The sequence below is a fragment of the Achromobacter sp. ACM01 genome (genome assembly GCF_014851745.1).
In the GTDB taxonomy this organism is placed as follows: Bacteria; Pseudomonadota; Gammaproteobacteria; order Burkholderiales; family Burkholderiaceae_B; genus Achromobacter; species Achromobacter aegrifaciens.
Genome location: NZ_JACVAF010000002.1, coordinates 1,297,073 through 1,322,489, shown reverse-complemented (window position 1 = coordinate 1,322,489; position 25,417 = coordinate 1,297,073). Strand labels below are relative to the sequence as shown.

20 protein-coding genes are annotated in these 25,417 nt (G+C 67.3%); 16 read left to right on the top strand and 4 right to left on the bottom strand.

The features are described from left to right. The first annotated feature begins 50 nt into the window (after positions 1–50). The 6 genes from IB268_RS14455 (at position 51) to IB268_RS14430 (ending at position 8,633) form a co-directional block, all read left to right on the top strand. Positions 51–764, top strand: a complete 714-nt coding sequence (locus IB268_RS14455; protein ID WP_054456371.1) for a gluconate 2-dehydrogenase subunit 3 family protein — start codon at positions 51–53, stop codon at positions 762–764. 3 nt (positions 765–767) lie between these two features. Next, positions 768–2,543: a GMC family oxidoreductase gene (locus IB268_RS14450; RefSeq protein WP_192354428.1), complete on the top strand. Its 1,776-nt coding sequence runs from the start codon at positions 768–770 to the stop codon at positions 2,541–2,543. 12 nt (positions 2,544–2,555) lie between these two features. Further along, positions 2,556–3,869 carry a cytochrome c gene (locus IB268_RS14445; protein WP_192354427.1) on the top strand — a complete coding sequence of 438 codons (1,314 nt, stop codon included), beginning with the start codon at positions 2,556–2,558 and terminating at the stop codon, positions 3,867–3,869. Between the two features lie 271 nt (positions 3,870–4,140). Further along, complete coding sequence (locus IB268_RS14440; protein ID WP_192354426.1) at positions 4,141–4,653, top strand: ATP-binding protein; 513 nt, start codon at positions 4,141–4,143, stop codon at positions 4,651–4,653. A gap of 69 nt (positions 4,654–4,722) precedes the next feature. Continuing rightward, complete coding sequence (locus IB268_RS14435) at positions 4,723–6,366, top strand: VRR-NUC domain-containing protein (protein ID WP_192354425.1); 1,644 nt, start codon at positions 4,723–4,725, stop codon at positions 6,364–6,366. Then, positions 6,363–8,633, top strand: a complete 2,271-nt coding sequence (locus IB268_RS14430) for an ATP-dependent DNA helicase (RefSeq protein ID WP_192354424.1) — start codon at positions 6,363–6,365, stop codon at positions 8,631–8,633. The genes IB268_RS14435 and IB268_RS14430 overlap by 4 nt, the downstream gene beginning before the upstream one ends. On the opposite strand, the gene IB268_RS14425 is transcribed toward IB268_RS14430, so the two are convergent. Beyond that, complete coding sequence (locus tag IB268_RS14425; protein ID WP_119451386.1) at positions 8,634–9,041, bottom strand: group III truncated hemoglobin; 408 nt, start codon at positions 9,039–9,041, stop codon at positions 8,634–8,636. A gap of 217 nt (positions 9,042–9,258) precedes the next feature. On the opposite strand from IB268_RS14425, the gene IB268_RS14420 reads away from it, so the two are divergent. The 9 genes from IB268_RS14420 (at position 9,259) to IB268_RS14380 (ending at position 20,952) form a co-directional block, all read left to right on the top strand. Continuing rightward, positions 9,259–10,740 (top strand): amidase, encoded by a 1,482-nt coding sequence (locus IB268_RS14420; protein WP_175181301.1) that lies wholly within the window; start codon positions 9,259–9,261, stop codon positions 10,738–10,740. A 248-nt stretch (positions 10,741–10,988) separates the two neighbouring features. Beyond that, entirely contained in the window at positions 10,989–12,608 is a 1,620-nt protein-coding gene (locus tag IB268_RS14415; protein WP_192354423.1) for a methyl-accepting chemotaxis protein, read from the top strand. Beyond that, positions 12,608–13,138, top strand: coding sequence for a chemotaxis protein CheW (locus tag IB268_RS14410; protein WP_370540022.1), 531 nt, complete (start codon positions 12,608–12,610; stop codon positions 13,136–13,138). The genes IB268_RS14415 and IB268_RS14410 overlap by 1 nt, the downstream gene beginning before the upstream one ends. Beyond that, positions 13,135–14,418 (top strand): protein-glutamate O-methyltransferase CheR, encoded by a 1,284-nt coding sequence (locus tag IB268_RS14405; protein ID WP_082401157.1) that lies wholly within the window; start codon positions 13,135–13,137, stop codon positions 14,416–14,418. Before IB268_RS14410 ends, IB268_RS14405 begins: the two co-directional genes overlap by 4 nt. 4 nt (positions 14,419–14,422) lie before the next feature. After that, positions 14,423–15,073 carry a chemotaxis protein CheW gene (locus IB268_RS14400; protein ID WP_175181489.1) on the top strand — a complete coding sequence of 217 codons (651 nt, stop codon included), beginning with the start codon at positions 14,423–14,425 and terminating at the stop codon, positions 15,071–15,073. After that, the gene (locus IB268_RS14395; protein WP_192354421.1) at positions 15,070–17,325 is read left to right on the top strand and encodes a hybrid sensor histidine kinase/response regulator; all 2,256 of its coding nucleotides are present in this window, start codon (positions 15,070–15,072) and stop codon (positions 17,323–17,325) included. The genes IB268_RS14400 and IB268_RS14395 overlap by 4 nt, the downstream gene beginning before the upstream one ends. Then, positions 17,322–18,332: a chemotaxis response regulator protein-glutamate methylesterase gene (locus tag IB268_RS14390; RefSeq protein ID WP_175161415.1), complete on the top strand. Its 1,011-nt coding sequence runs from the start codon at positions 17,322–17,324 to the stop codon at positions 18,330–18,332. The genes IB268_RS14395 and IB268_RS14390 overlap by 4 nt, the downstream gene beginning before the upstream one ends. Before the next feature lie 34 nt (positions 18,333–18,366). Beyond that, on the top strand, positions 18,367–19,380 hold the full coding sequence (locus IB268_RS14385) for a PleD family two-component system response regulator (RefSeq protein ID WP_054456382.1): 1,014 nt from the start codon (positions 18,367–18,369) through the stop codon (positions 19,378–19,380). Between the two features lie 288 nt (positions 19,381–19,668). Continuing rightward, a complete protein-coding gene (locus IB268_RS14380) occupies positions 19,669–20,952 on the top strand; it encodes a cystathionine gamma-synthase family protein (protein WP_054456383.1) in 1,284 nt (427 codons plus the stop codon). A gap of 26 nt (positions 20,953–20,978) precedes the next feature. Here IB268_RS14380 and IB268_RS14375 read toward each other — a convergent pair whose 3' ends face one another. Then, positions 20,979–22,490, bottom strand: a complete 1,512-nt coding sequence (locus tag IB268_RS14375) for an MFS transporter (protein WP_192354420.1) — start codon at positions 22,488–22,490, stop codon at positions 20,979–20,981. 154 nt (positions 22,491–22,644) lie between these two features. Between IB268_RS14375 and IB268_RS14370 the strand changes: the two genes are divergently transcribed. Further along, a complete protein-coding gene (locus tag IB268_RS14370; protein WP_119451391.1) occupies positions 22,645–23,529 on the top strand; it encodes a LysR family transcriptional regulator in 885 nt (294 codons plus the stop codon). A 15-nt stretch (positions 23,530–23,544) separates the two neighbouring features. Here IB268_RS14370 and IB268_RS14365 read toward each other — a convergent pair whose 3' ends face one another. Further along, the gene (locus tag IB268_RS14365) at positions 23,545–24,231 is read right to left on the bottom strand and encodes a GntR family transcriptional regulator (protein WP_054456386.1); all 687 of its coding nucleotides are present in this window, start codon (positions 24,229–24,231) and stop codon (positions 23,545–23,547) included. Positions 24,232–24,321: 90 nt separating this feature from the next. After that, a complete protein-coding gene (locus tag IB268_RS14360) occupies positions 24,322–25,350 on the bottom strand; it encodes a MerR family transcriptional regulator (protein WP_054456387.1) in 1,029 nt (342 codons plus the stop codon). Positions 25,351–25,417: the final 67 nt, after the last annotated feature.

Below are 25,417 nucleotides of genomic sequence, written 5' to 3'. Positions count from 1 at the left end.
AGGTTCATGTTCGGTAGCTAGGACAACTTGGAGTATTCACGGAGATGTCTATGACAGAAGACGCAAAGCCGCGCAGGCGGTTCCTGCAGGCGTTGGCCATTGTGCCGGCGTCGACGCTGGCGGTGGGCGCAATGACCACCGGCTGTACCAACGAGCCGGATAGCGCCGCAGCGCGCGCGGCCAAGCCTTACGAACCCACCTATTTCACCAAGGCCGAATGGGCCTTCATCGTGGCCGCGGTGGATCATCTGATTCCCGCAGACCAGTACGGTCCCGGCGCCATCGAGGCCGGCGTGCCGGAGTTCATCGACCGCCAGATGGAAACCCCGTTCGGCCACGGCAAGCTCTGGTACATGCAAGGTCCGTTCCACACCGACCAGGTGCCGGAACTGGGCTATCAGCTGAACCAGAATCCCCGCGAGGTCTATCGCCACGGCATCGAGGCCTGTGACGCCTGGTGCGTGAAGACGCACGGCAAGGCCTACGCCGAACTGGACAAGCCGCTGCAGGAGCAGATCCTGAAGGACCTGCAGGGCGGCAAAATCAAGTTCGAAACCGTGCCTGCCACGACGTTCTTCAGCTTCCTGCTTTCCAACACCAAGGAAGGCTTCTTCGCCGATCCGATGTATGGCGGCAACAAGAACATGGTGGGTTGGAAGATGGTGGGTTTCCCGGGCGCGCGCGCGGACTTCATGGACTGGGCCGACCAGCCCAACGCGAAGTATCCCTACGGCCCCGTGTCGATCTCTGGGGAGAAGGGTTAAGCCATGGCGATCAAGAAAGACAAAGTCGATGCGGTGCTGGTCGGGTTCGGCTGGACCGGGGCGATCCTCGGCCAGGAGCTGACCGAGGCCGGGTTGCATGTACTGGCGCTGGAGCGCGGCGCGATGCAGGACACGCCCAAGGACGCCGAGTATCCCAAGGTTGCGGATGAGCTGGCGTACTCCGTGCGCGGCAAGCTGTTCCAGGACCTGTCCAAGGAAACCGTGACCATCCGCCATGGCGTGGACGACGTGGCCGTGCCGTACCGCCAGAACGGCTCGTTCCTGCTGGGCACGGGCGTGGGCGGCGCGGGCTTCCACTGGAATGGCATGCACTACCGTGTGCTGCCCGAAGAACTGGAGCTGCGCACCCGGTATGAAACGCGCTACGGCAAGAACTTCATCCCTGAAGGCATGACCATCCAGGATTTCGGCGTGACCTACGACGAGCTGGAGCCGTACTTCACGAAGTTCGAGTACGTATGCGGCACCTCCGGCAAGGCCGGCAACCTGAACGGCCAGATCGTCGAAGGCGGCAATCCGCTGGAAGGCAAGCGCAGCAAGGAATTTCCGCTGCCGCCCCTGACCACCACCTACGGCGCCCAGTTGTTCAACAAGGCGGCGCGCGAGGTCGGTTTCCATCCGTATCCGGCGCCTGCGGCCAATGCTTCGGGTCCGTACACCAACCCTTATGGCGTGCGTCTCGGCCCCTGTAATTTCTGCGGTTTCTGCGAGAACTACGGCTGCTACATGTACTCGAAAGCTTCGCCGCAGACCACCATCCTGCCGGTGCTGCTGAAGAAGCCCAACTTCGAGCTGCGCACGCACTCGCACGTGATCAAGGTCAACCTGGACTCGAGCGGCAAGAAGGCCGTGGGCGTGACCTACATCGATGCGCAAGGCCGCGAAGTGGAGCAGCCGGCGGACCTGGTGATCCTGTCGGCCTACCAGATGCACAACGTGCGCCTGCTGCTGCTGTCCGGCATCGGCAAGCCCTACGATCCCAAGACCAATGAAGGCGTGGTCGGCAAGAACTACGCGTACCAGATGAACGGCGCGGTCAGCGTGCTGCTGCCCAAGGGCACCCAGCTCAATCCCTTCGTGGGCACGGGCGCGGGCGGCGTGGGCATGGACGACCTGAACGGCGACCAGTTCGACCACGGCCCGCTGGGCTTCCTGGGCGGCGCCAGCATCCGCCACGTGCGCTACGGCGGCCGTCCCATCAAGCAGACGCCCACCATGCCGGGCACGCCCAGCTGGGGCACGGGCTGGAAGGCCGGCGTACAGGACGCCTACCAGCGCCACATGTCCATAGGCATTTCCGGTTCGGTGATGTCGTACCGCGACGCCTATCTGTCGCTGGACCCGACCTACAAGGACAGCTTTGGCCAGCCGCTGCTGCGCATGACCTTCGATTGGCACGACAACGAGTTCGACATGCTGGGCTACATGGGCAAGCGCATGGAAGAAGTGGCCAAGGCCATGAAGCCCGAAAAGTACGCCGTGGGAGTGCGCAAGAAGGGCGCGCGCTACGACACGCGGGTCTACCAGAGCACGCACAACACGGGCGGCGCCATCATGGGCACCAACCCCAAGGAAAGCGTGGTCAACAAGTACCTGCAGAGCTGGGACGTGCCCAACCTGTTCGTGATGGGCGCCTGCGTGTTCCCGCAGAACATGGGCTACAACCCCACCGGCCTGGTCGGGGCGCTGGCCTATTGGTCGGCGCAGGCGATCCGCGACCTGTATCTGAAGAACCCCGGCCCGCTGGTCCAGGCTTAAGGAGACGGCACAATGATTAAGCAGACCATTGTTGCGGCCATCTCCGCCCTGGTGGCCAGCGCCGCGTTCGCCGCGGACGGCACGCCGGCCGCCGCCGACGCCCAGATGATCAAGCAGGGCGAGTACCTGTCGCGCGCCGGCGACTGCATCGCCTGCCACACGGCCAAGGACGGCAAGCCGTTTGCAGGCGGCCTGGGCATCGATTCGCCGCTGGGCATGATCTATTCCACCAACATCACGCCCGACAAGGACACCGGCATCGGCAGCTACTCCTACGAGGACTTCGACCGGGCCGTGCGCCATGGCGTGGCCAAGGACGGGCACTCGCTGTATCCGGCGATGCCGTACACCGCCTACGCCAAGGTCACGCCCGAGGACGTGAAGGCCTTGTACGCCTACTTCATGCATGGCGTGGAGCCGGTCAGGCAGGAGAACAAGGACACGGACATCATCTGGCCCTTGTCGATGCGCTGGCCGCTGGGCGTGTGGCGCTGGATGTTTGCGCCCGACGTGGCCACGGCCCCCGTGACCGCGGACACCCAGGGCGCCGACCGCGCCGCGCTCCTGCGCGGCCAGTACCTGGTCGAAGGGCTGGGCCATTGCAGCACCTGCCACACGCCGCGCGGCGTCGCCTTGCAGGAAAAGGCCTTGACCGAGGCGGACGGCTCGGCCTTCCTGTCCGGCGGCGTGGTCGAAGGCTGGCTGGCCAAGAACCTGCGCGGCGACACGACCGACGGCCTGGGCAGTTGGAGCCAGGCGGACATCGTGGCCTTCCTGAAATCCGGTCGCAACGGCCATTCCGCGGCTTTTGGCGGCATGGCGCAGGTGGTGGGCGACAGCACGCAGCACCTGTCCGATGCCGACCTGAACGCCATCGCGGCCTATCTGAAGAGCCTGCCGCCGGTGAACAAGGACGCCACCAAGCCGCTGGCCTACAACGAGTCCGTGGCGCAGGCGCTGCGCACGGGCAAGGACAAGGGCGACGGCGCCATGGCCTTCCTCAACAATTGCGCGGCCTGCCACCGCAGTACCGGCAAGGGCTATGCGGAAACCTTCCCGCAGCTGGCGTTGAGCTCGACGGTGAATTCGGCGGACCCCGCGTCCCTGATCCACATCGTGCTCAAGGGCGCGCAGATGCCGGCCACCGCGGCGGCGCCCACTGCCTACGCGATGCCGGGCTTCGACTGGCGCATGACCGACAAGGAAGTCGCCGATGTGGTGACGTTCGTGCGGTCCAGCTGGGGCAACCAGGGGGCGGCCGTCACCGCCGCCGACGTGGCCAAGGTGCGCAAGGACGTGGGGGCGGCGCCGCAGCCCGCGCGTTGAGGTCCCCGCGGCATCGCGCAGCGTGATGCAACACGGCGCCGGCAAGCTGCAGGGCTTGCCGGCGCTGTTTTTTCCGCGGAATTTGACAAGAGCCGATGCCGGGCGCAAGCTTCACCACATGCGCCGATCCCTGACCCCGTTCGCTTTGATTATTACCACCATCAAGGTCATGGTGGGTTAGCGCGCGTCGGTACATCGCTACATAAACCCGCCAGAGGCGGGTTTTTTGTTGGCCCGCCTCCTGCCGCAGTTTTTTCCAGGAGAGCACTTCATGATGTCCACAGAACTTTCCGCCGCCGCCACGCCCATGCTGCACTTTCTGTGCGGCAAGATCGGCGCCGGCAAATCCACGCTGGCGCAAGCCTTGGCCGCGCGGCCCGGCACCATCCTGCTCAGCGAGGACAGCTGGCTGGCGGCGCTGTATCCCGGAGAAATCGTGGACCTGACCGACTACGCCCGCTGCGCCAGCCGCCTGCGCAATGCCATGGGCAGCCACGTGGCGGCGCTGGTCCGGGCGGGCTTGTCGGTGGTGCTGGACTTCCCGGCCAACACGCGGCGCAGCCGTGAATGGCTGCGCCAAGTGGCGCAAGAGGCCGGCTGCGCCCATCAGCTGCATTTTCTGGATCTGCCCGATGAGGTCTGCAAGGCCAGGCTGCGCGCGCGCAATGCCTCGGGCACGCACCCTTACACTACCACGGACGAACAGTTCGACATGATCACGGCGTACTTCGTCGAGCCGGACGAAGACGAAGGGTTCAATCTGGTGCGCCACGGGCAAGCCTGAAGAGAGGGACGCGGGTCGGTCGCGCCTGCTATGATTGCTGGATAAATATCCAGTCTTCCGGCCCGGCCGATGTTCCCCGCCTACCGTTACTACTATCTGCACAACTTCCAGCGCGCGCTGACGTGGGTGGGCGACCGCTACGCCGACCTGCTGGACGACGCCGAGCGCCGCTTCATGGCGGAATTTCCGGCCTTGCCGCAGGCATCCCAGGCCCTGATGGTGCGCATGCTGATGCGGCGCGGGCCATGGTTCCGCGCCAGCCGGCTGACCTACGAGGAGATCGGCGCGGCCGAGGCCGCCGCCGGGCCGCTGCTGCAATTGGGCTGGCTGGACGCGCAGGCGCCGATGACGCTGGATGAACTCTTCGGCCTGCATACCAAGCCGGAGCTGAATCGCATGTTTGCGCAGGTGCCGGCCAAGTCCGCCCCGCGCAAGGGCGATCTGCTGGAGGCCGTGCGCGTCGCGTGCGCGGATGCGCGGCCCTATGCGGACTGGAATCCTGCAGCGGACGAGTCAGTCTGGCGCGTGACCGTATCGGATGTCTGTGAGCGATTCCGCCTGATGTTCTTCGGCAATCTGCACCAGGACTGGTCGGAGTTCGTGCTGGCCGACCTGGGCGTATTCCAGTACGAGACCGTGCTGTTCGATGCCTCGTCGCGCGCCTTCCAGACGCGCGAAGACGTGGACTGCTATCTGGCGCTGCACGCCTGCCGCGTCGCGCTGGATGAGGGGGCGGATGCCGATGCGCTGATGCAGGCCGTGCAGGCCTGCGCCAGCGCCAACCCCTGGCTCGAAAAGCGTCGCGCCAAAGTGCTGTTGCGCATCGGGCAGTCCTGCGAGCGGTCGCAGGACTGGGACACCGCGCAGCGCGTGTATGAGGCCTGCGCATATCCTGGCGCGCGCCATCGCCGCATCCGCGTGTATGAACGCATGGCGCGGCACGGCGACGCGTTGGCCCTGGCTCTGCAGGCGCAGGCCCAACCTGAAAGCGAAGAGGAAAGCCAGCGCCTGGCGCGCATGCTGCCGCGGCTGTATCGCGGCGCGGGGCAGGGCGCTCCGGCGCGCGATTCGGCTCCCGCCTTGCTGCGCACCGATCTGACGCTGGCGCGCCCGGCAGAGCGAACTTCGGTCGAATTCGTCACCCGCGATCACCTGCATCGGGACGACGCACCCGTGCACTACGTGGAAAACGCGCTGATCAATTCGCTGTTCGGACTGCTGTGCTGGCCCGCGGTGTTCGCGCCCTTGCCGGGCGCTTTCTTCCATCCGTTCCAGCGCGGTCCGGCGGACCTGGACGCGCCGGATTTCCATGAGCGCCGCGCGGCGCTCTTTGCGCAATGCCTGGCGCAGCTGGACACGCCGGGCTACCGCGACCTGATCCTGCAACGCTACGCCGAAAAATCCGGACTGCAATCGCCCTTTGTTTTCTGGGGCTCCCTGTCCGAGGACCTGCTGACGCAGGCGCTGGACTGCCTGCCTGCCGCCCACTTGAAGCTGTACTTCGAACGCCTGCTGCGCGACGTCAAGACCAACCGCTCCGGCTTGCCGGACCTGATCCGCTTCTGGCCGGCCGAGCGCCGCTATGAGCTGATCGAGGTCAAGGGGCCGGGCGACAAGCTGCAGGACAACCAGATCCGCTGGTTGCGGTACTGCGTGTCGCACGGCATGCCGGTGCGGGTGTGCCACGTCAGCTGGCGCGAGGACGCGGCATGAGCTACGCCGTGGCGGTGCGCGCCCTGTGTGAATTCACGGCGCGGGCGGGGGATCTGGACCTGCGCTTCACGCCTGCGCCTACGGGTCTGGAGGGCATGGCGGGCCATGCCGCCGTGACGGGGCGCCGGGGGCCGGATTACGAGACCGAGTTGGCGCTGTCCGGCCTGCATGAAAACCTGCTGGTGCGCGGCCGCGCCGATGGCTACGATCCCGTTGCCAATCAGCTCGAAGAGATCAAGACCTACCGCGGCCAGCTTGAAAGTGTGCGCGATAACCACCGCGCAGTGCATTGGGCGCAGGCCAAGGTGTACGGGCATCTGCTGTGCCAGGCGCGCGGACTCGCAAGCCTGCACGTGGCGCTGGTGTACTACAACGTGGTCACCGAGGAAGAGACGGTGCTGGTGGAAGCGCACGAGGCCGCCGCGCTGCAGGCGTTCTTCCGCGAGCAATGCGGAAGATTCCTGGCCTGGGCAGCGACCGAGCTTGCGCACCGCCAGGCGCGCGATGCGGCGTTGGAAGCGCTGAAGTTCCCGTACGGCGAGTTCCGCGCGGGGCAGCGTGAGCTCGCCGTGGCCACGTACCGCACGGCGCGCGACGGCGGCTGCCTGATGGCCCAGGCGCCCACCGGCATAGGCAAGACGCTGGGGACGATCTTCCCGCTGCTCAAGGCCAGCCCGGGCGCGGGCCTGGACAAGATTTTCTTCCTGGCCGCCAAGAGTCCGGGCCGTGGCCTGGCGCTTGAGGCGCTGGACACGGTCAACGCGCAGCCGGCTGCGCCCGGCTTGCGGGTGCTGGACTTGCAGGCGCGCGACAAGACCTGCGTCCACCCGGACCTGGCCTGCCACGGCGAGTCCTGCCCGCTGGCGCAGGGATTCTACGACCGCTTGCCGCAGGCGCGCGAGGCCGCGCTGTCGCATGCGCGGCTGGATGCCGCCACGGTGGCGGCCACCGCGCGCGAACATCAGGTCTGCCCGTACTACCTGTCGCAGGAGCTGATCCGCTGGAGCGACGTGGTGGTGGGCGACTACAACTACTACTACGACGCCACTGCGATGTTGTACGCCATGACGCAGGTGTACCAATGGAAGGTGGCGGTGCTGGTGGACGAGGCCCACAATCTGGTCGACCGGGCGCGCCGCATGTACACGGGCGAGCTCGACCAGGCCTCGCTCGTGGCGGCGCGCTACGCCGCGCCCAAGGGGTTGAAGAAGTCCCTGGATGGTTTGCAGCGCTCATGGAACGCGCTCAACAAGAAGCAGGCGGAGCGCTACCAGGCCTATGACGAGGTCGCGGCCGGCGTGCTGGCCGCGGTGCAGAAGGCGGTGGGCGCGATCATGGAGCACATGGCCGAGAACCCGCTGCCGCAGGACGATCCCGTGCTGGCGTTCTACTTCGAGGCCTTGCAATTCATGCGGCTGGCCGAGCAGTTCGGCTCGCACGCGCTGTTCGATGTGACCCTGTCGGACGCCAGCGCGGCCGGCGCCAAGACGCCGCCCTCCGTGCTGTGCGTGCGCAACGTGATCCCGGCGCCGTACCTCGCGGCGCGTTACGCGGCGGCGCATGCCACGGTGCTGTTCTCGGGCACGCTGAGCCCGCAGCAGTTCTACCGCGACACGCTGGGCCTGCCCGCGGCCACGCCCTGGCTGGACGTGGCCGCGCCATTCCAGGCCGAGCAGCTGGCGGTGCGGGTGGTGGGCAACGTATCCACGCGCTATCGCGACCGCGAGCGTTCGCTGGCGCCCATCGTCGAACTGATTGCGCGGCAATACGCCGAGCGGCCGGGGAACTACCTGGGTTTTCTCAGCAGTTTCGACTATCTGCGCCAGGTGTCGGACCTGATGCGTGAGCGCCATCCCGCGGTGCCGATCTGGCTGCAGACGCCGGGCATGGACGAGGCGGGCCGCGCGGCGTTCCTGGCGCACTTTACCGAAACGGGGCAGGGCGTAGGTTTCGCGGTGCTGGGCGGCGCATTTTCGGAAGGCGTGGACCTGCCCGGCAAGCGGCTGATCGGCGCGTTCATCGCCACGCTGGGGCTGCCGCAGGTGAATCCCGTGAACGAGAACATGAAGCGCGCCATGGACTTGCGCTATGGCGTGGAGAACGGCTACGACTACACCTACCTGTACCCCGGCATGCAGAAGGTGGTGCAGGCGGCGGGCCGCGTCATCCGCACGGAACACGACGTGGGCACGGTGCACCTGATCGACGACCGCTACCGCCGCGCCAAGGTGCGCGGGCTGCTGCCGGGCTGGTGGCGGATCGAGTGATCAGGCCGGGTGCAGTTCGGTCAGCGGCTGGCTGGGGTCGCGGCTGAGCTGGTACCCATACCAGAGGCTGCGCGCCATGCGCCGGGCCATTTCCTGGGCTGCGTCGGCCAGCGCCCGGTTGGGCAGGGCGTCGGTGGTCTCCTGCCATAGCGCCAGCCAGCGCTCGAACAGTTCTGCGCTGAGGTTCGGCATGGCGGCATGCTTGGGCATGGGCATGCCGGTGAAGCGGCGCGTGCCCAGCAGCACGGCGGACCAGAAATCCGACAGGGTCGCCAGATGCTCGTCCCAGTCGTGCACCTGGCTGTTGAAGACCGGGCCCAGCTGCGCGTCCGCGCGCGCCTTGCCGTAGAAGGCGTGCACCAGGTCGCGGATTTCGGCTTCGGTGCAGATGTCTGCGTCTGAGGTCAAGGTCGTCTCCTTGTGGGGCGGAAGGCGATCTTAGGGCGGGTGCGCCAGCCTGCGGTTTGATCTGGCGCAAGTTTTCCGGCCTGCCGCGGGATCCGGCGCGCCAAGCGCGGCGCCTGTGGTTTGCGTAGTATCGTCTGCCTGCGCGGCCGGCGTCCGGCAAGCGCGACCCCATATGATCAGGCGCCCCGAGTCGAAGGCGCGCCGCAAGGAGACCCGCATGACCATTGCCGCCCCGGCCGCAGCCGTCCCATTGAACGACATCGTGGCGATGCCCGCGCACGCGCTGTCCGAGGCGATCCGCAAGCGTCAGGTGTCCTGCCGCGAGGTCATGGCGGCCTACCTGGCGCACATCGACCGGGTCAATCCCAAGCTCAACGCCATCGTCGCCCGGCGCGACAGCGACGAACTGCTGCGCGAGGCCGATGAGCGCGACGCCCAATTGGCCGCGGGACAGTGGCTGGGCTGGCTGCATGGCATGCCGCAGGCGCCCAAGGACCTGACCGCCGTGCGCGGCATGGTCACGTCCATGGGCTCGCTGGTCTACAAGGACCAGGTCACGGCGCACGACTCCATCATCATCGAGCGCATGCGCGCGTCCGGCGCCATCTTCATCGGCCGCAGCAACGTGCCGGAGTTCGGCCTGGGCTCGCACACCTATAACCAGGTATATGGCGTCACGGGCAACCCCTACGATCCGTCCCGGACCGCGGGCGGCAGCAGCGGCGGCGCTGCGGCCGCGCTGGCGGCCCGCATGCTGCCGGTGGCGGACGGCAGCGATTTCGGCGGCTCGCTGCGCAATCCCGCGGCGTTCTGCAACGTCTACGGCATGCGCCCGTCCGCTGGCCGCGTGCCTTACGGACCGTCGACCGAGGTTTTCCTCAAGCAGCTGGCGGTTGAGGGGCCGATGGGCCGTACACCGCGCGACGTGGCCATGCTGCTGTCCGTGATGGCGGGGCCCGACCGCCGCGTGCCGCTGTCCCTGACCGGCGACCCGGCGCAGTTCGCGCAGTCCCTGGACGCCGACCTGCGGGGCAAGCGCGTGGGCTGGCTGGGCGACTGGAATGGCTACCTGCCGATGGAGGCGGGCATTCTGGAACTGTGCGAGCAGGCGCTGGCCGGCCTGGCGCAGACCGGCTGCGAGGCGGTCGACTACCAGGTGCCATTCGCCGGCGAACGCCTTTGGCGCATCTGGCTGGCTCACCGCCACTTGATGGTGGGCGGACAACTGCACCCCCTCGTCCACAATCCCGAAACCCGCAAGCTGGTGAAGCCGGCCGTGGTCTGGGAAGTCGAAGGGCTGGAAGGCATGACGGCGCGGCAGGTTTACCAGGCCACCGAAGAGCGCAGCGCCTGGTACCAGACCGTGCAGCGCATGTTCGACGACGTGGATTATCTGGCGGTGCCGTCGGCCCAGGTCTTCCCCTTCGACGCGGCGCTGGACTGGCCCAAGGAGATCGCCGGGCGTCCCATGGACACTTATCACCGCTGGATGGAGACCGTCACGCCCTGGACGCTGGCGGGCTGCCCGGTGATCAGCGTGCCGGTGGGATTCAACGCCGCAGGGCTGCCCATGGGCATGCAGCTTATCGGGCCGCCGCAGGCGGACCTGGCTGTGCTGCAGCTTGCGCACGCCTATGGGCAGGCGCAAGACTGGGTGCAATCCCGTCCGCCCGCGGCGCTTTGGAGCGGCGCCGCCTGAAAACGGGTCCGGTACGCATTGTTGCGGGAAAAGACAAGCCCTTGTAAGAGGGCTTTGCTTTTTTCCGACGCAAAGCGCCATATTTCCCGCAATTTCGGCGTTTTCCGTGGCTGTCAGCGTTTGCCTTTGCAATAATTGTCAACCAACTCACAACATCCCGTAATAAATGGACAGCCTTGTGTCCCCGGTTCTGTTCCAGAATATTTCGGTCCAATCGACGAGTTGATTTTGCATAGAGGTCTCCCGGCATGAAGAATCTGACACTACGCCAGCGCATCCTGGCCAGCTTCCTGGCGATTCTGGCCATCATGGCGTTGATGGTGGTGATGGATTACCGGCGCCTGCTGGTCATCGAGTCGGAAGTCGAGCTGATCAACAATGATGCCGTGCCCGGCATCTACTACAGCACTTCGATCCGGGCCTCCTGGTTCGCCGGCTTCGTGCTGGTGCAGGACGCGTTCAACATGGAGACGGACCAGGAACGCAGCCGCATCCTGGCGGGTCTGCCCGAGACCGATAAGTTGCTGGCGGAAGATATCGAGCAATACCGTCGCACCATCGCGCGCGCCGACGACCGGCAGATGTTCGAGGAGTTCGAGAAGGAACTGCAGGAGTACAGACGCATCCGCGCCAACATTCTTGCGCCTGCCGCGCTGGCGGACCCGGCGCGGGCGCAGGCGCTGATCAAGGCGGAACTGCGGCCGGCGTTCTACAAGGGCCGCGACATCCTCGCCAGGATGGTGCAGGAAAACAAGAAACAGGCCGACGAAGCGGCCGTCGCCATCAAGCAATCGGTGAACAGCGCCGAAACGCGCATGCTGCTGTCGCTGGGCCTGGCGATCGTGGCGGCCATCATCTGCGGCATCCTGCTGATGCGCGCCATCGCCAACCCCATGCGCGCCATCGTCAAGACCTTGGAGGCCACCGGCGGCGGCGATCTGACACGGCGACTGACGCTGGCGCGCAAGGACGAATTCAACGCCATCGAGACCGGCTTCAATGGCATGGTGGACGAGCTGACCGGTCTGGTTGGCAAGACGCAGCGCTCCGCGGTGCAGGTGGCCACCTCCGTCACCGAGATCGCGGCCACTTCCAAGCAGCAGCAGGCGACGGCCTCCGAAGTCGCCGCCACGACGACCGAGATCGGCGTGACCTCGCGCGAAATCTCCGCCACCTCGCGCGAGCTGGTGCGCACCATGGCCGAAGTCTCCGGCGCGGCCGAGCAGACCGCGGCGCTGGCGGGCAGCGGCCAGGTGGGCCTGGCGCGCATGGAAGACACCATGCGCAACGTGGTCGGGGCGGCGGGTTCGGTCAACGCCAAGCTGGCGATCCTGAACGAGAAGGCCGGCAACATCACGCAAGTGGTTACTACGATCACGAAAGTGGCGGACCAGACCAACCTGCTGTCGCTGAACGCGGCGATCGAAGCCGAGAAGGCCGGCGAATACGGCCGCGGCTTCGTGGTGGTGGCGACCGAGATCCGCCGGCTGGCGGACCAGACCGCCGTCGCCACCTACGACATCGAGCAGATGGTGCGCGAGATCCAGTCGTCGGTGTCTGCCGGCGTCATGGGCATGGACAAGTTCTCCGAGGAAGTGCGACGCGGCATGGCCGACATGCAGCAGGTGGGCGACCAGCTGTCGCAGATCATCCAGCAGGTGCAGACGCTGGCGCCGCGCGTGCAAATGGTCAACGAAGGCATGCAGGCGCAGGCCACCGGCGCCGAACAGATCAACCAGGCCCTGCAGCAGCTGAGCGACGCCGCCCAGCAGACCGTGGAATCGCTGCGCCAGTCCACGCTGGCGATCGAAGAACTGACGCTGGTCGCCAACGACCTGCGCAGCGGCGTTTCGCGCTTCAAGGTGTGATGGTTGCCATGGCGCAGCGCGCTCCCTCTGCTGCGGCCGGACGCCGGCTGTACCTGCTGTTCCGCATCGGCGGCGACCGCTATGCGCTGGACGCAAGAGACATCGCCGAGGTGCTGGGCCTGTGCCCGTTCAAGCAGGTGCCGGGCGCGCCGGCGTGGGTGGCCGGCGTGATGGACCGCCGCGGCGTGGCTGTCCCCGTCATCGACATGAGCGCGCTGGCGGGGGGCGGCGCGGCCGCCGCCGTCACCAGCACCCGGCTGGCCCTGGTGCGCTATCAGGCGCAGTCGGACGGGCCGGAACATCTGCTGGGGCTGATCCTGGAGCAGGCGACCGAAACCGTGCACTACGATCCCGCAGCGTTTCAGTCCGGCGGCCTGGACAATCCGCAGGCGCGCTATCTGGGCGCGGTGCTCGGCGATGCCGACGGCATGGTGCAGGCTGTCAACGTGCGCGACCTGCTGCCTGCGCCCGTGCGGGCGCTGTTGTTTCCCGCCGACGCCGCAGGCGCGGCGCGCGAGGCGCGGCCATGATGCTGATCGACGAGTTCAGCGCCTTGCTCAAGCGGCGCATGGGCCTGGATAGCGGCTCCATCGGCAAGGCCGCCGTCGAGCGCGCGGTGCGGCGCAGAATGGGCATGGCCGGCATTGCCGATGAGCAGGATTACCTGTGGCAGGTGCAGGCGGCGCCTGCCGAGATGCAGCAGCTCATCGAAGCGGTCATCGTGCCGGAGACCTGGTTTTTCCGTTATCCCGAATCGCAGGCGGCCATGGCCGCGCTGGCGCGGGCGCGCCTGTACGCCACGGGCGCCGAAGGCCGTGTGTTGCGCGTGTTGAGCGTGCCCTGTTCCAGCGGCGAGGAGCCTTACTCCATCGCCATGGCGCTGCTGGACGCCGGCGTGCCCGCCGAACGTTTCCAGATCGACGCCTTCGACATCAGCGTGCGCATGGTCGAATTCGCGCGGCGCGGCCTGTACGGCCGCAATTCATTCCGCGGCGATGACCTGGGGTACCGCGACCGCTATTTTTCGGAGACCGCCGACGGCCACCAACTGGCCGCCCACGTGGCGGCGCAGGTGCGGTTCCAGGCCGGAAATCTGTTCGATCCCGATCTGCTGGCAGGGGTGGCGCCCTATGACTTTGTGTTCTGCCGCAATCTGCTCATCTATTTCGACGCGGCAACGCAGGCCCGCGCCGTGCAGGTGCTGCGCAGCTTTACGCGCGAGGATGGCGTGCTTTTCGTCGGCCCGGCCGAAACCACCTTGCTGACCGGCCGCAGGCTGCCGGCAGTGCCCATGGCGCGTTCGTTCGCCTTCCTGGCCAAGCCGCTGCCCCCGCCGGCCGAGCCTGTCGCGCCGGCGGCAGCGCGGCCCATCGTGCACAGCTGGACGCCGCCCAGGCGGCCGCTGGCCCAGGCGCCGGAGCCCGGCCTGCCCCTGGCGCATGCGCCCATACCGGCGATACCCGCGGCGCCCGTGGTCGCCTCGGCCGGATTGCGCGACGCGCAGGCCTCCTTGCGCCATATCGCGGCCCTGGCCGACCAGGGCCGGGTGCAGGACGCCATGGCGCAGTGCCAGGCGCACATAGGCACCCACGGCGCCAGCGCCGAGGCCCTGTATCTGCAAGGCTTGCTGCAGGACGCGGCAGGCGACGCGCGGCAGGCGCAAGCGGCCTACCGCAAGGCGCTCTATCTCGATCCGACCCATCGCGAAGCCCTGCTGCATCTGGCCGCGCTGGTGGCGTCGGACGGCGATCACGAAGCGGCCAGCCGCCTGCAGGCGCGCGCGGCTCGCGGGGAGGCGCGACGTGGTTGAAATCATGGGCGTGCTGTCCGACGTGGACGACTGCTGGAACCGCATCGGCATCCGCGGCGACAAGAGTTGCGCGCAATTGGCCGACCACGTGCATTGCCGCAATTGTCCGGTCTATGCGGCGGCGGCCAAGCGCATACTTGACCGTCTGCCGCCGCAAATGGAAGAGCAGGGCGCCGAAGAGGCCCAGCAGGAGCGCGCCAGGCTGTCTTCGCTGCTGGTGTTCCGCGTGCACCGCGAATGGCTGGGGCTGCCGACCCGGGCGCTGGACGAAGTGGCCGGCACCCGCAGCATCCTGAGCCTGCCGCACCGGCGCGATCCGGCGATGCTGGGCGTGACCAATGTGCGCGGCTCCCTCACTGTGTGCGTGTCGCTGGCGCGCCTGCTGGGCCTGGAGGCGGCAGCGGAGGACGCGCGCGAGCGGCCCGCCACGGCGCGCATGCTGATACTGGGCGGCGCAGGCCGGGCGGTGGTCGTGCCGGTGGATGAGGTCGAGGGCATGCACGCCGTGGACCTGGACGGGCTGGAGCCCCTGCCCGCGACCGTGGAGGGCGCAAGCCTCAAGTACTCGCGCGGCATGGCCCGCTGCGGCGGCCGCGCCGTGGGCGTGTTGGACGAGACCTTGCTGATGCAAGCTTTGGAACGGAGCCTGGCGTGAATCCGGATCAGATGCGCGATGCCTCGCTTCTGGAATTGTTCCAGCTGGAGACCCGCACCCAGGTGGAGGTGCTGAACAAGGGCCTGCTGGCCCTGGAGCACGACCCCACGTCCGCGCCGCAGCTGGAAGCCTGCATGCGCGCGGCGCATTCGCTCAAGGGCGCGGCCCGCATCGTCGATCTGCATCCGGCGGTGCGCATCGCGCACGCCATGGAGGATTGCCTGGTTGAGGCGCGCGAAGGCCGGCTGCGGCTGCAGGCCGCGGACATCGATGCCCTGCTGATGGGCGCGGACCTGTTGCAGCGCGTGGCCACGCCGGGTGTGGAGCTGGGTAGCGAGATCGACGAGCTGGTGAAGCGCCTGAGCAATGCGCCTGCGTTGCCGGCAGCGCAGGCTGCCGCGCCGGCCCCCAAGCCCTCGGATTTCCTGCCGCCGATTCCGGTCCTGGATGAACCGCCCGCCGCAGCGGTGCAAAGGCGCAGTTCGGACGCGGGATTGGGCGAGGGCGAACGCGTGCTGCGCGTGACGGCTGACACCCTCAACAAATTGCTGGGCCTGTCCAGCGAGACCCTGGTGGAGTCGCACTGGATCGCGCCCTTTGGCGCGTCCATGCTGCGTCTGAAGCGCATGCAGGCGGGCGCGGTCCAGGCATTGGACGGCGTGCGCGCGGCCCTGGCGGGCCAGGCGCTGGACGCGCAGGCGCAAGCCGCGCTGGACGATGCCCTGCGCATCGTCCAGCAATGCCAGCAGGAGCTGTCGCAGCGCACTAGCGAGGTCGACGAATTCGGCTGGCGCATGGGCCACCTGGCCCAGCGCCTGTACGACACCGCGCTGGCCTGCCGCATGCGGCCGTTCGGCGACGGGGTGGGAGGCATGGCGCGCATGGTCCGCGACGTAGGCCGCGCGCTGGGCAAGCAGGTGCGGCTGGAAATCGAAGGCGAGTCCACCCAGGTGGATCGCGACATCCTGGAAAAGCTCGACGCGCCGCTGATGCACCTGTTGCGCAACGCGGTGGACCACGGCATCGAGATGCCGCAGGACCGGCTGGCGGCGGGCAAGCCGGCTGAAGGCCGTATCCGGCTGTCGGCGCGCCATGCGGCCGGCATGCTGCTGATTGAACTCAGCGACGACGGCGCCGGCATTTCGCTGGACCGGCTGCGCGTGGAAGTGGTGCAGCGCAAGCTGGCCAGCGCGGAAACCGCGGCCCGGCTGACCGAGGCCGAGCTGCTGGAGTTCCTGTTCCTGTCGGGCTTCAGCACGCGCGGCGAAGTCACGGAGATCTCGGGGCGCGGGGTGGGGTTGGACGTGGTGCAGACCATGGTGCGCCAGTTGCGCGGCGCGGTGCGCATCCAGCAGCAGACGGGGCAGGGCACCCGTTTCATGCTGGAGATGCCCTTGTCGCTGTCGGTGGTGCGCAGCCTGCTGGTCGAGGTGCAGGAAGAGATCTACGCATTCCCGCTGGCCTACGTCAACCACGCGCTGCAAGTGCGCGCCGAAGACATCGAACAGCTCGAAGGGCATCAACATTTCCGCTTCATGGACCGGCAGATCGGGCTGGTGTCCGCGCGCCAGATCCTGCGCACGGGCGGCGCCGCGCCGGCCTCCGAAACGGTATGCGTGGTGCTGGTGGGCGACCACGACCGGCTTTATGGCGTTGCCGTGGACCGTTACGTGGGCGAGCGCACGCTGGTGGTGCAGCCGCTGGACCCGCGTCTGGGCAAGGTGCAGGACGTGATGGCGGGCGCATTGATGGACGATGGCACGCCGCTGCTGATCCTCGACGTGGAAGACATGCTGGTGTCGGTGCAGAAGCTGGTGGAAGGCGGACAGCTGAGCCGGGTGGACGGCGCGGGCGCGGCCGAACAGGCGCGGCGGCGCAAGCGCGTGCTGGTGGTGGACGACTCGCTTACGGTGCGGGAGCTGGAGCGCAAGCTGCTGTTGAACCGCGGCTTCGACGTGGCCGTGGCCGTGGACGGCATGGACGGCTGGAACATGTTGCGCAGCGAGTCGTTCGACCTGGTCGTGACCGACGTGGACATGCCGCGCATGGACGGCATTGAACTGGTGTCGCGCATCAAGGCCGATCCCAAGCTGCAGGGCCTGCCGGTGATGGTGGTGTCGTACAAGGACAGGGAAGCGGACAGGAGGCGCGGGCTGGACGCCGGCGCCGACTATTATCTGGCGAAGGGCAGCTTCCATGACGACGCGCTGCTCGACGCGGTGGAAGACCTGATCGGAAAGGCGCGCACGTGAGAGTCGGAATCGTCAACGACATGCCGATGGCAGTGGAAGTGCTGCGGCGCGCGATCGCGCTGGAGCCGGGGCTGGACCTCGCCTGGGTCGCGACCAACGGCCAGGAGGCCGTGGACCTGTGCGCCCGCGACCGGCCGGACGTGGTGCTGATGGACCTCATCATGCCCATCATGGACGGCGTCGAAGCCACGCGCCGCATCATGGCCGAAACGCCGTGCGCGATCGTGGTGGTGACCGCCGACGTGGCGCGCCATACCTCGCGCGTATTCGACGCCATGGGCCACGGGGCGCTGGACGCAGCAGACACGCCGGTAATCGGCAGCGGCGACATGCGCATGGCGGCGGCGCCGCTGCTGCGCAAGATCCGCAACGTGGGCTGGCTGATCGGCCGCTATGGCAAGCGGCCCGCCCTGACGCCGGTGGCCCGGCCCATGCAACAGGCCGACGCCAAGCGCCTCCTGGTCATCGGCGCATCGGCTGGCGGTCCGCCGGCGCTGGCGCAGCTGCTGAAGGGAATACCGCCGGAGTTTCCCGCCGGCATCGTGCTGGTACAGCACGTGGACGCCTCGTTTGCCGCGGGCATGGCGGACTGGCTCAATGAACAGGCGCCGCTGCCCGTCAGGCTGGTGCGCGAGGGCGAATGGCCCGAACCCGGCCAGATATTGCTGGCCGGCACTGGCGACCATCTGCACATGCTGGCCGACGGCACGCTGCGCTACACCGAAACCCCTAAGGAAAGCCTGTACCGGCCTTCCATCGACGTTTTTTTCCATAGCGTGGCGCAGCACTGGCGCGGCCTGGCCGTCGGCGTGCTGCTGACGGGCATGGGCCAGGACGGCGCGCGCGGGCTGAAGGCGCTGCGCGAGCGCGGTTACCTGACCATTGCACAGGACCAGGCCAGCAGCGCCGTCTATGGCATGCCCAAGGCCGCGGCGGCCATGCAGGCGGCCGTGGAAATCCGCCCATTGGACCAAATCGCTCCTCGCGTGATCCAGGCTTTTGCCTGAGCGCGCGGACCTCGACAGCATTCAAGGACTCACTATGCAACCTCCCATTGACAGCTCGGCTTCGGCGAACCTGCATTCGCATGCGGCCATGGTGTTGCTCGTCGACGACCAGGTGATGGTCGGCGAGGCCATCAGGCGGGCCCTGGCCACGGAGGGCAACATCGACTTCCACTATTGCTCTGATCCGGAAAAGGCGCTGGCCGTGGCGATCCAGACCCGGCCCACCGTCATCCTGCAGGACCTGGTGCTGCCGGGCGTGGATGGACTGAGCCTGGTGCAGGAATACCGTGGTCATCCAGTGACGCGCGATATCCCCATCATCGTGCTGTCCACCAAGGAAGATCCGGCGATCAAGAGCGCGGCCTTTGCCGCCGGCGCCAACGACTATCTGGTCAAGCTGCCCGACTCCATCGAGCTGGTGGCGCGCATCCGCTACCACTCGCGCTCCTACCTGGCCCTGGTGCAGCGCGACGAGGCCTACCAGGCCTTGCGCCAGAGCCAGCAGCAACTGCTGGAAAGCAATATGGAGTTGCGCCGGCTGACCAATTCCGACGGACTGACGGGCCTGGGCAACCGCCGTTATTTCGACGAATACCTCAATGCCGAGTGGCAGCGTGCGCGCCGCGACGGCCGCGAAATCAGCATGCTCATGATCGACGTGGACCACTTCAAGGCCTACAACGACACCTACGGCCACATCGCTGGCGACGAGGCGCTCAAGCGGGTGGCCAACACCATCTTCGCCAGTTGCGACCGGTCCACCGACCTGGCGGCGCGCTTTGGCGGCGAGGAGTTTGCGCTGGTATTGCCTGGCACCCCGGCCGGCAGCGCGCGCCTGGCCGCCGAGAAGCTGCGCCGCGCGGTGGAAGCCTTGCAGATTCCGCAGAAGGACACTGGCGACGGCCCGTGGCTGACGGTCAGCATCGGCACGGCCACGGCGGTGCCGCAAGGCGACCAGCCCTGCACCGACCTGATCCAGGTGGCCGACCGAGGCCTCTATCAAGCCAAGCGGCAGGGCCGCAATCGCGTTGTTCCCGGGGTGATGTAGGGCGCGGCCGCAGGCAGGCTGCGCCAGCCATCCTCCGCGGGTTTCATGATTTTCCTGTCGATTGCGCCAAGTTGAGGTAATCAGGCAGCGCCTTTCAGGAAATCCCCATAAGGGGAAATATTGTTTCTCACTGTCCTCGCCGGACGATGCAAGCGGAAGGACTCTTGCGGCCGGCTACTGTCATTCTTCCATGCAGCCCGAGGCGGGCGGCGCTATTGTTTTCGCATGCGTGAAGCGCCAGCCCGACGGCCCGGCCGGGCACCCGGAAACCAGACAGAGAGGCATAGCATGAGTTACTCCAGCTACCACAAGAAGGACATTTTCGGCCGCCCGCTGCATGCCGAAACCCAGATGATGTCGTACGGCTTCGACCCCTTCCTGTCGGAGGGCGCGGTCAAGCCGCCGGTGTTCCTGACGTCTACCTTCGCGTTCCGCTCGGCCGAGGATGGCGCGGCGTTCTTCGATCTGGTTTCGGGCCGCAAACCCTTGCCCCAGGGCGAGTCCGCGGGGCTGGTGTACAGCCGCTTCAACCATCCCAACCTGGAAATCGTCGAGGACCGCCTGGCGCTGCTGGATGGTTCGGAAGACGCCGCGGTGACCTCCAGCGGCATGTCGGCGATCAGCGCCGTGTTCCTGGCATTCTTGCGGCCCGGCGATCAATTGGTGCAATCCGTGCCGCTGTATGGCGGCACCGAAACCCTGATCTCCAAGATTTTCCCGGAGTGGGGGATAGGTTCGCATGCCGTCGAGGACGGCCTGTCGGCCAAGAGCATGCGCACAGCGCTGGAGGCCGCGGCGGCGCAGGGGCCGGTGCGTCTGTTTTTTGTTGAAACGCCCGCCAATCCGACCAATGCCTTGATCGATTTCGAGGCCATGAAGAATGAGCTGGACGCCTTCGAAGCGCGGCACGGCTATCGTCCCGTGTCGGTGTGCGACAACACCCTGCTGGGCCCGATCTTCCAGAAACCGGCCGAGCATGGCGTGGACCTGTGCGTGTATTCGCTGACCAAGTATGTGGGCGGCCATAGCGACCTGGTTGCGGGCGCGGTCACCGGCAGCAAGACGCTGGTCAAGAAGGTGCGAGCCATCCGCAGCGCGTTCGGCTCGCAGCTGGACCCGCATTCCTGCTGGATGATCACGCGTTCGATGGAGACCGTGGTGCTGCGCATGAAGCAGGCCGCGCGCACGGCGACCAAGGTGGCCCAGTGGCTGTCCGGCAATCCGCATGAAAAAGTGCAGATTTTCCATCCGGAGATGATTGCGGACCGGGCCTACCAGGAAGTCTACAAACGCCAGTGCACCGGGCCGGGTTCGACCTTCGCCTTCGTGCTTGAGGGCGGGCGCGCCAAGGCGTTCCGCTTCATCAACGCGCTGCATCTGTTCAAGTCGGCCGTCAGCCTGGGCGGCACCGAATCGCTGATCTGCCATCCGGCGTCCACCACGCATTCCGGCGTTCCGGCGGCCGAGCGCGACGCGGCCGGCGTGTCCGAGGGGCTGGTGCGCGTGTCGATCGGACTGGAGCACGAGGAAGACCTGATCGCCGACATGGACCACGCCTTCCGCAACTGCTGAGCCGGGGCCGGCATGGCAGGCCTGTTTCAGGCTGCCATGCGCCGCCGGTTGAATAGCACGAACCCCGCCGTGACCAGCAGCATCAGAGCCGCGGTGGCGATGACTGCGGCATAGCCCGTGTCGAAGGCGGTCTTGGCCAGGCGGGTCAAGGCCATGCCCAGGTCCGACGACAGTCCGTCCGCCACGATCAGGGCCTGGTCCAGGCTGTCGCGCGCCAGGTCGGACTGGGGCAGGCCAACCGGCACGGCAAGCGTGTGCGCATAGACGCCGGACAGGATCGATCCCATCAGGGTGACGCCCAGCGCGCCGCCCAGCTCGTACGACACCTCTTCGATCGAGGCCGCCATGCCGGCGCGCTCCGGGGTGGCGCTCTGCATGATGGTGCTGGACGCCGCGGTCATGGTGGCGCCTATGCCGGCGCCCAGTACGCACAGGCTGACCATCTGCGGCAGCAGCGCCGCGTCATAGCTCAGGAGGTAGCCGGTCATGCCCAGCCCCGACACCAGCAACGACAGGAACAGCATGGTGGCGCTGTTGACGCGGCCCAGCAGCCAGCCCGCCAGCGGACCCGCGATGAAAGCGGCCAGCGACAGCGGCAGGATGAAGAGCGCGGCTTCAAGCGGCGACATGCCCATGACCAGCTGCAGCCGCTGGCTGAACACCAGCTCCATGCCGAGCAGCGCAGCGGCGGCGAACAGCGCAGCCGCCACGGCCGAACTGAAGCTGAGGTTGCGGAAGATGGCGAAGTCGATCAGCGGATAAGGCCGCGCGCGCTGGCGCCGCACGAACACGGCGAGCATGGCCGCGCCCGCAGCGCAGGCCAGGCCGGCGTCGCGCCAGGACGGGTCGGTCTTGCCCAGTTCCTTCAGCGCGTAGGCGCACAGGATCAGGCCGGCCATCACCTGCAACGAGCCCGGCAGGTCCCAGGGGTGGGAGGCGTCCGGACGGCTGGCAGGAATCAGGCGCCAGGCCAGCGGCAGCGCCAGCAGCACGATGGGCACGTTGATGAGGAACACGGAACCCCACCAGAAATGCTCCAGCAGCACGCCGCCCACCACCGGGCCGACAGCGGCGCCGCCCGAGGCAACCGAGGCCCATACGCCGATGGCGATGGCGCGTTCGCGCTCGTCGGCGAAGGTCAGGCGCAGGATGGACAGCGTGGCAGGCATCATCATGGCGGCGCCCACGGCCAGCAGCGCGCGCGCCGCGATCAGCGTGGCCGCGCCCGGCGAGTAGGCGGCGCACAGGGACGCCGTGCCGAACACGACCAGCCCCGCCATGAACAGGCGCTTGTGGCCGAGGCGGTCGCCCAGCGTGCCCATGCCCAGCAGCAGGCCGGACACGACCAGCGCGTAGATGTTCACGATCCACAGCTTTTCCGACGCGTTGACGTTCAATTCATGCGTGAGCCGGGGCAGGGCGGTATAGAGGACGGTCATGTCGACCACGATCAACAGCAAGGCGCTGGACACGATGGCCAGCACCAGCCAGCGGCCGGGCGCGGCCGTGGCGACAGCGTTCGGTTCAGTCCGCTGCATGGTTCTACTCCTGAAACTGAAACGCCTGCCGCGCCGCGAACGCGGGCGGGGCCGGGATTGGCCGGGTCTCAGAGGGCGCCATTATCCATATTCCAATTCGCATAAAAAAGTTTGAAACCATCTATAAAATAGATGGATAACGAGGAGTCGAGACATGCAATGGACACTGGATCAGCTACGTCATTTCGTCGCCGCTGCGGAATCGGGATCGTTCTCGGCGGCGGCGCGACGCCTGGGCCGGGCGCAGTCGGCGATCAGTACCTCGGTAGGCTTGCTGGAAGCGGACCTGGGCGTGGAGTTGTTCGACCGGTCGCGGCGCAACGCAACCCTGACGGCCGCCGGCGAGGTCATGTTGCAGGAGGCGCAGGAACTGCTGCGCCAGGCAGGCGCGCTGGAGCAGCGCGCCTTGTCGTTTGCCGCCGGGCGCGAAGCGCGCCTGGGCGTCGCGCTGGACGAAGGGCTGCCTTATCTGGTGGCCGACCAGTTGCTGAAGGAACTGGCCGAACACTATCCGGCGCTGGAGCTGACCCAGCTCAACGGCACCGCGACGGAGGTCGCCGATTACGTGGAACAGGGCCGCGCCAGCCTGGCCTTCCAGTTCGATCGCGGCGATCCGGGCAGCGCCTTCGCCCATCGCCATCTGGGCAATGTGGCGCAGGGCATCTTCGTGGCGCAGGGCCATCCGCTGGCCGCGCTGCCCGAGGTTGGGCGCAATGACCTGGCGCGTCACCGGCAGTTGCTCATGCAGATGGACGGCGTCGACCAGGTGGTGCTGAGCCCGTCGGTCTGGCGGGCCGACAGCAGCTACAACATCGCTGCCATGGCCGCCAATGGCGTGGGCTGGGCCATCCTGCCGCTGAACATCGGCGAATACCAGGGCTTCAGCAACGAGCTCGTCAGCGTGCGCTGCGCGGACCTGTTCCTGCCCATGTTGTCCGTGCGTACGCTGTGGCTGAGGGGCGGCAGCCTGAGCGAGACGGAACTCTGGCTGCAGCAGCGCATGGGCCAGTTGCTGGCGGGGACGCAGGCGCAGCCGTAGCGCGGGGGGGCGGCTTCAGCTGAGCAGGGCGCTGACCAGGTCGCCGCCGCTGCGGCCGCCGTTCTTGAAATCCAGCGCCGTCTGCACATGCTCCAGATGCGCGTCCATCAGCGCGCAGGCACGGTCGGCATCGCCCGCGCGGGCGGCCTCGATGAAGGCGTGATGCTCCTGCGACGAGCAGCTGGCATCGTGCGAGCTTTGATACAGCACGGTGATGACGGCGCTGCGGGCCGAGAGTTCGCGCAACATCCCCGTCAGCACGGAATTTCCTACGGTCTCGGCCAGCAGAATGTGGAAGTGTCCGAGCAGCCGGTTGCGTTCCTGCACGTCGCCGCCTTCCAGCGCGCGGCGCTCCGCGGCCAGATGGGCGTCGATGCGGCGGTAGTCAGCCGCCGTTGCCCGCGCCACGAATTCGCGTGCGAGCGCTGCTTCCAGGATGCGCCGTACCGCATAGACCTCGCGCGCCTCGTTCGCGTCCGGCTTGCTCACGAACGCGCCCTTGTCCGGCACGATGTTGATCAGCTTGTCCTTGGACAGCATCAGCAGCGCGGCGCGGATCTTGGTCCGGCTGACCTGATACACCCCCGCCAGCGCCTCTTCGCGCAGCCGCGTGCCGGGCGGCAGCTTGTGCGCGACGATGGCCGCCGAGATTTCCTTGGCGATATCGTCGGCGCTGGGGTCGGGGCGGACTTCCTGGGACATGTTGGGGCAGGCGAGGGACAGGGCTGGTCAGTCTAGCAAATGGGCAGGCCCGGCGGGGAGCGGGCCTGCCCATGGCCGGGCGGACCCGCGCTAGCGCGCCGCCGCCAGCGCGCCCATTGCCTGCCGCATGAACGACAGGGTGGCGTCATCAGTCCAGGTGCCGGCGGTGAGCTCGGGCTCGGTCATCAGCGCGTGGCGGAATTTCGCCTGGGTGGCGGGGTCGTTGCCGGCATAGCTGCGGAACAGGTCCAGCCAGCGCCGGGCCAACGCCAGGGCCGTGGGCGAGTCCGGCGCCACGCCCGCGTCGAGCGCGTCGCGCACCTCGGCCATCAGTTCGGGCCATTCGCCAATGCGATCGCCGTAATGCTCGCGCATGTAGCGCGCCTCGTCCGGCGTGAGGTACTTCTCGTAGATCCGCAGCTTGCTTTCCGAGAAGGCTTGCAGCACGTAATCGCGCAAGGCCGGAGAGATGCCCATGTGCGCCTGCATCGAGGGCTCGCGTTCGTGCATCCGGTTCAGCTTGACCAGCAGGCGCGGATCGCGACTGGTGTCGCGCAGCAGCAGGGTCATCCAGCGCAAGGCCAGTTCGCGCGGCTGCGCCGCTTCGGGCGCGACGCCGGCATCCATCTGCGCCTGCACCTCCTTGACCAGCGCGAGCCAGTCGGCGTCGCCATTCTGGCTGCTGCGGTACATGGGCAGGCGGGCCAGTTCATCGGGGGAAAAGTATTTGTCGTACATGGTCATGAGTTCCAGAGTGGTGAGCCAATCGGCCAGCTCTGGCTCCTTGCCTTGCGCCAACTGGCCCTGCAGCTGGGCGAGACGCTCGCGCAGCCGGGAGGCTTGCTGGATCTGGCGGTCGAGCATCGCGATCTGCTTGGCGATGATTTCGTCCATGGGAGTGTCGGGCTGGTCCAGATAAGCGCCGATCTCGGCCAACGGCAATCCGAAGCGGCGCAGCGCCTGGATCTGATGCAGCCGCGCGATGTCGTCGCGGCCATACAGCCGATAGCCGTTGTCGGCGCGCGCCGAAGGCGTGAGCAGCCCGATCGCGTGATAGTGGTGCAGCGTGCGGACAGTCAGCCCGCTTCGCCTGGCCAGTTCTCCTACTTTCAGTTGCACGGCATTCCTCCTGTTGATGGCGCGGAACGAACTCTGGGACCTGACGTTGCGTGAGGGTCAAGCGTTA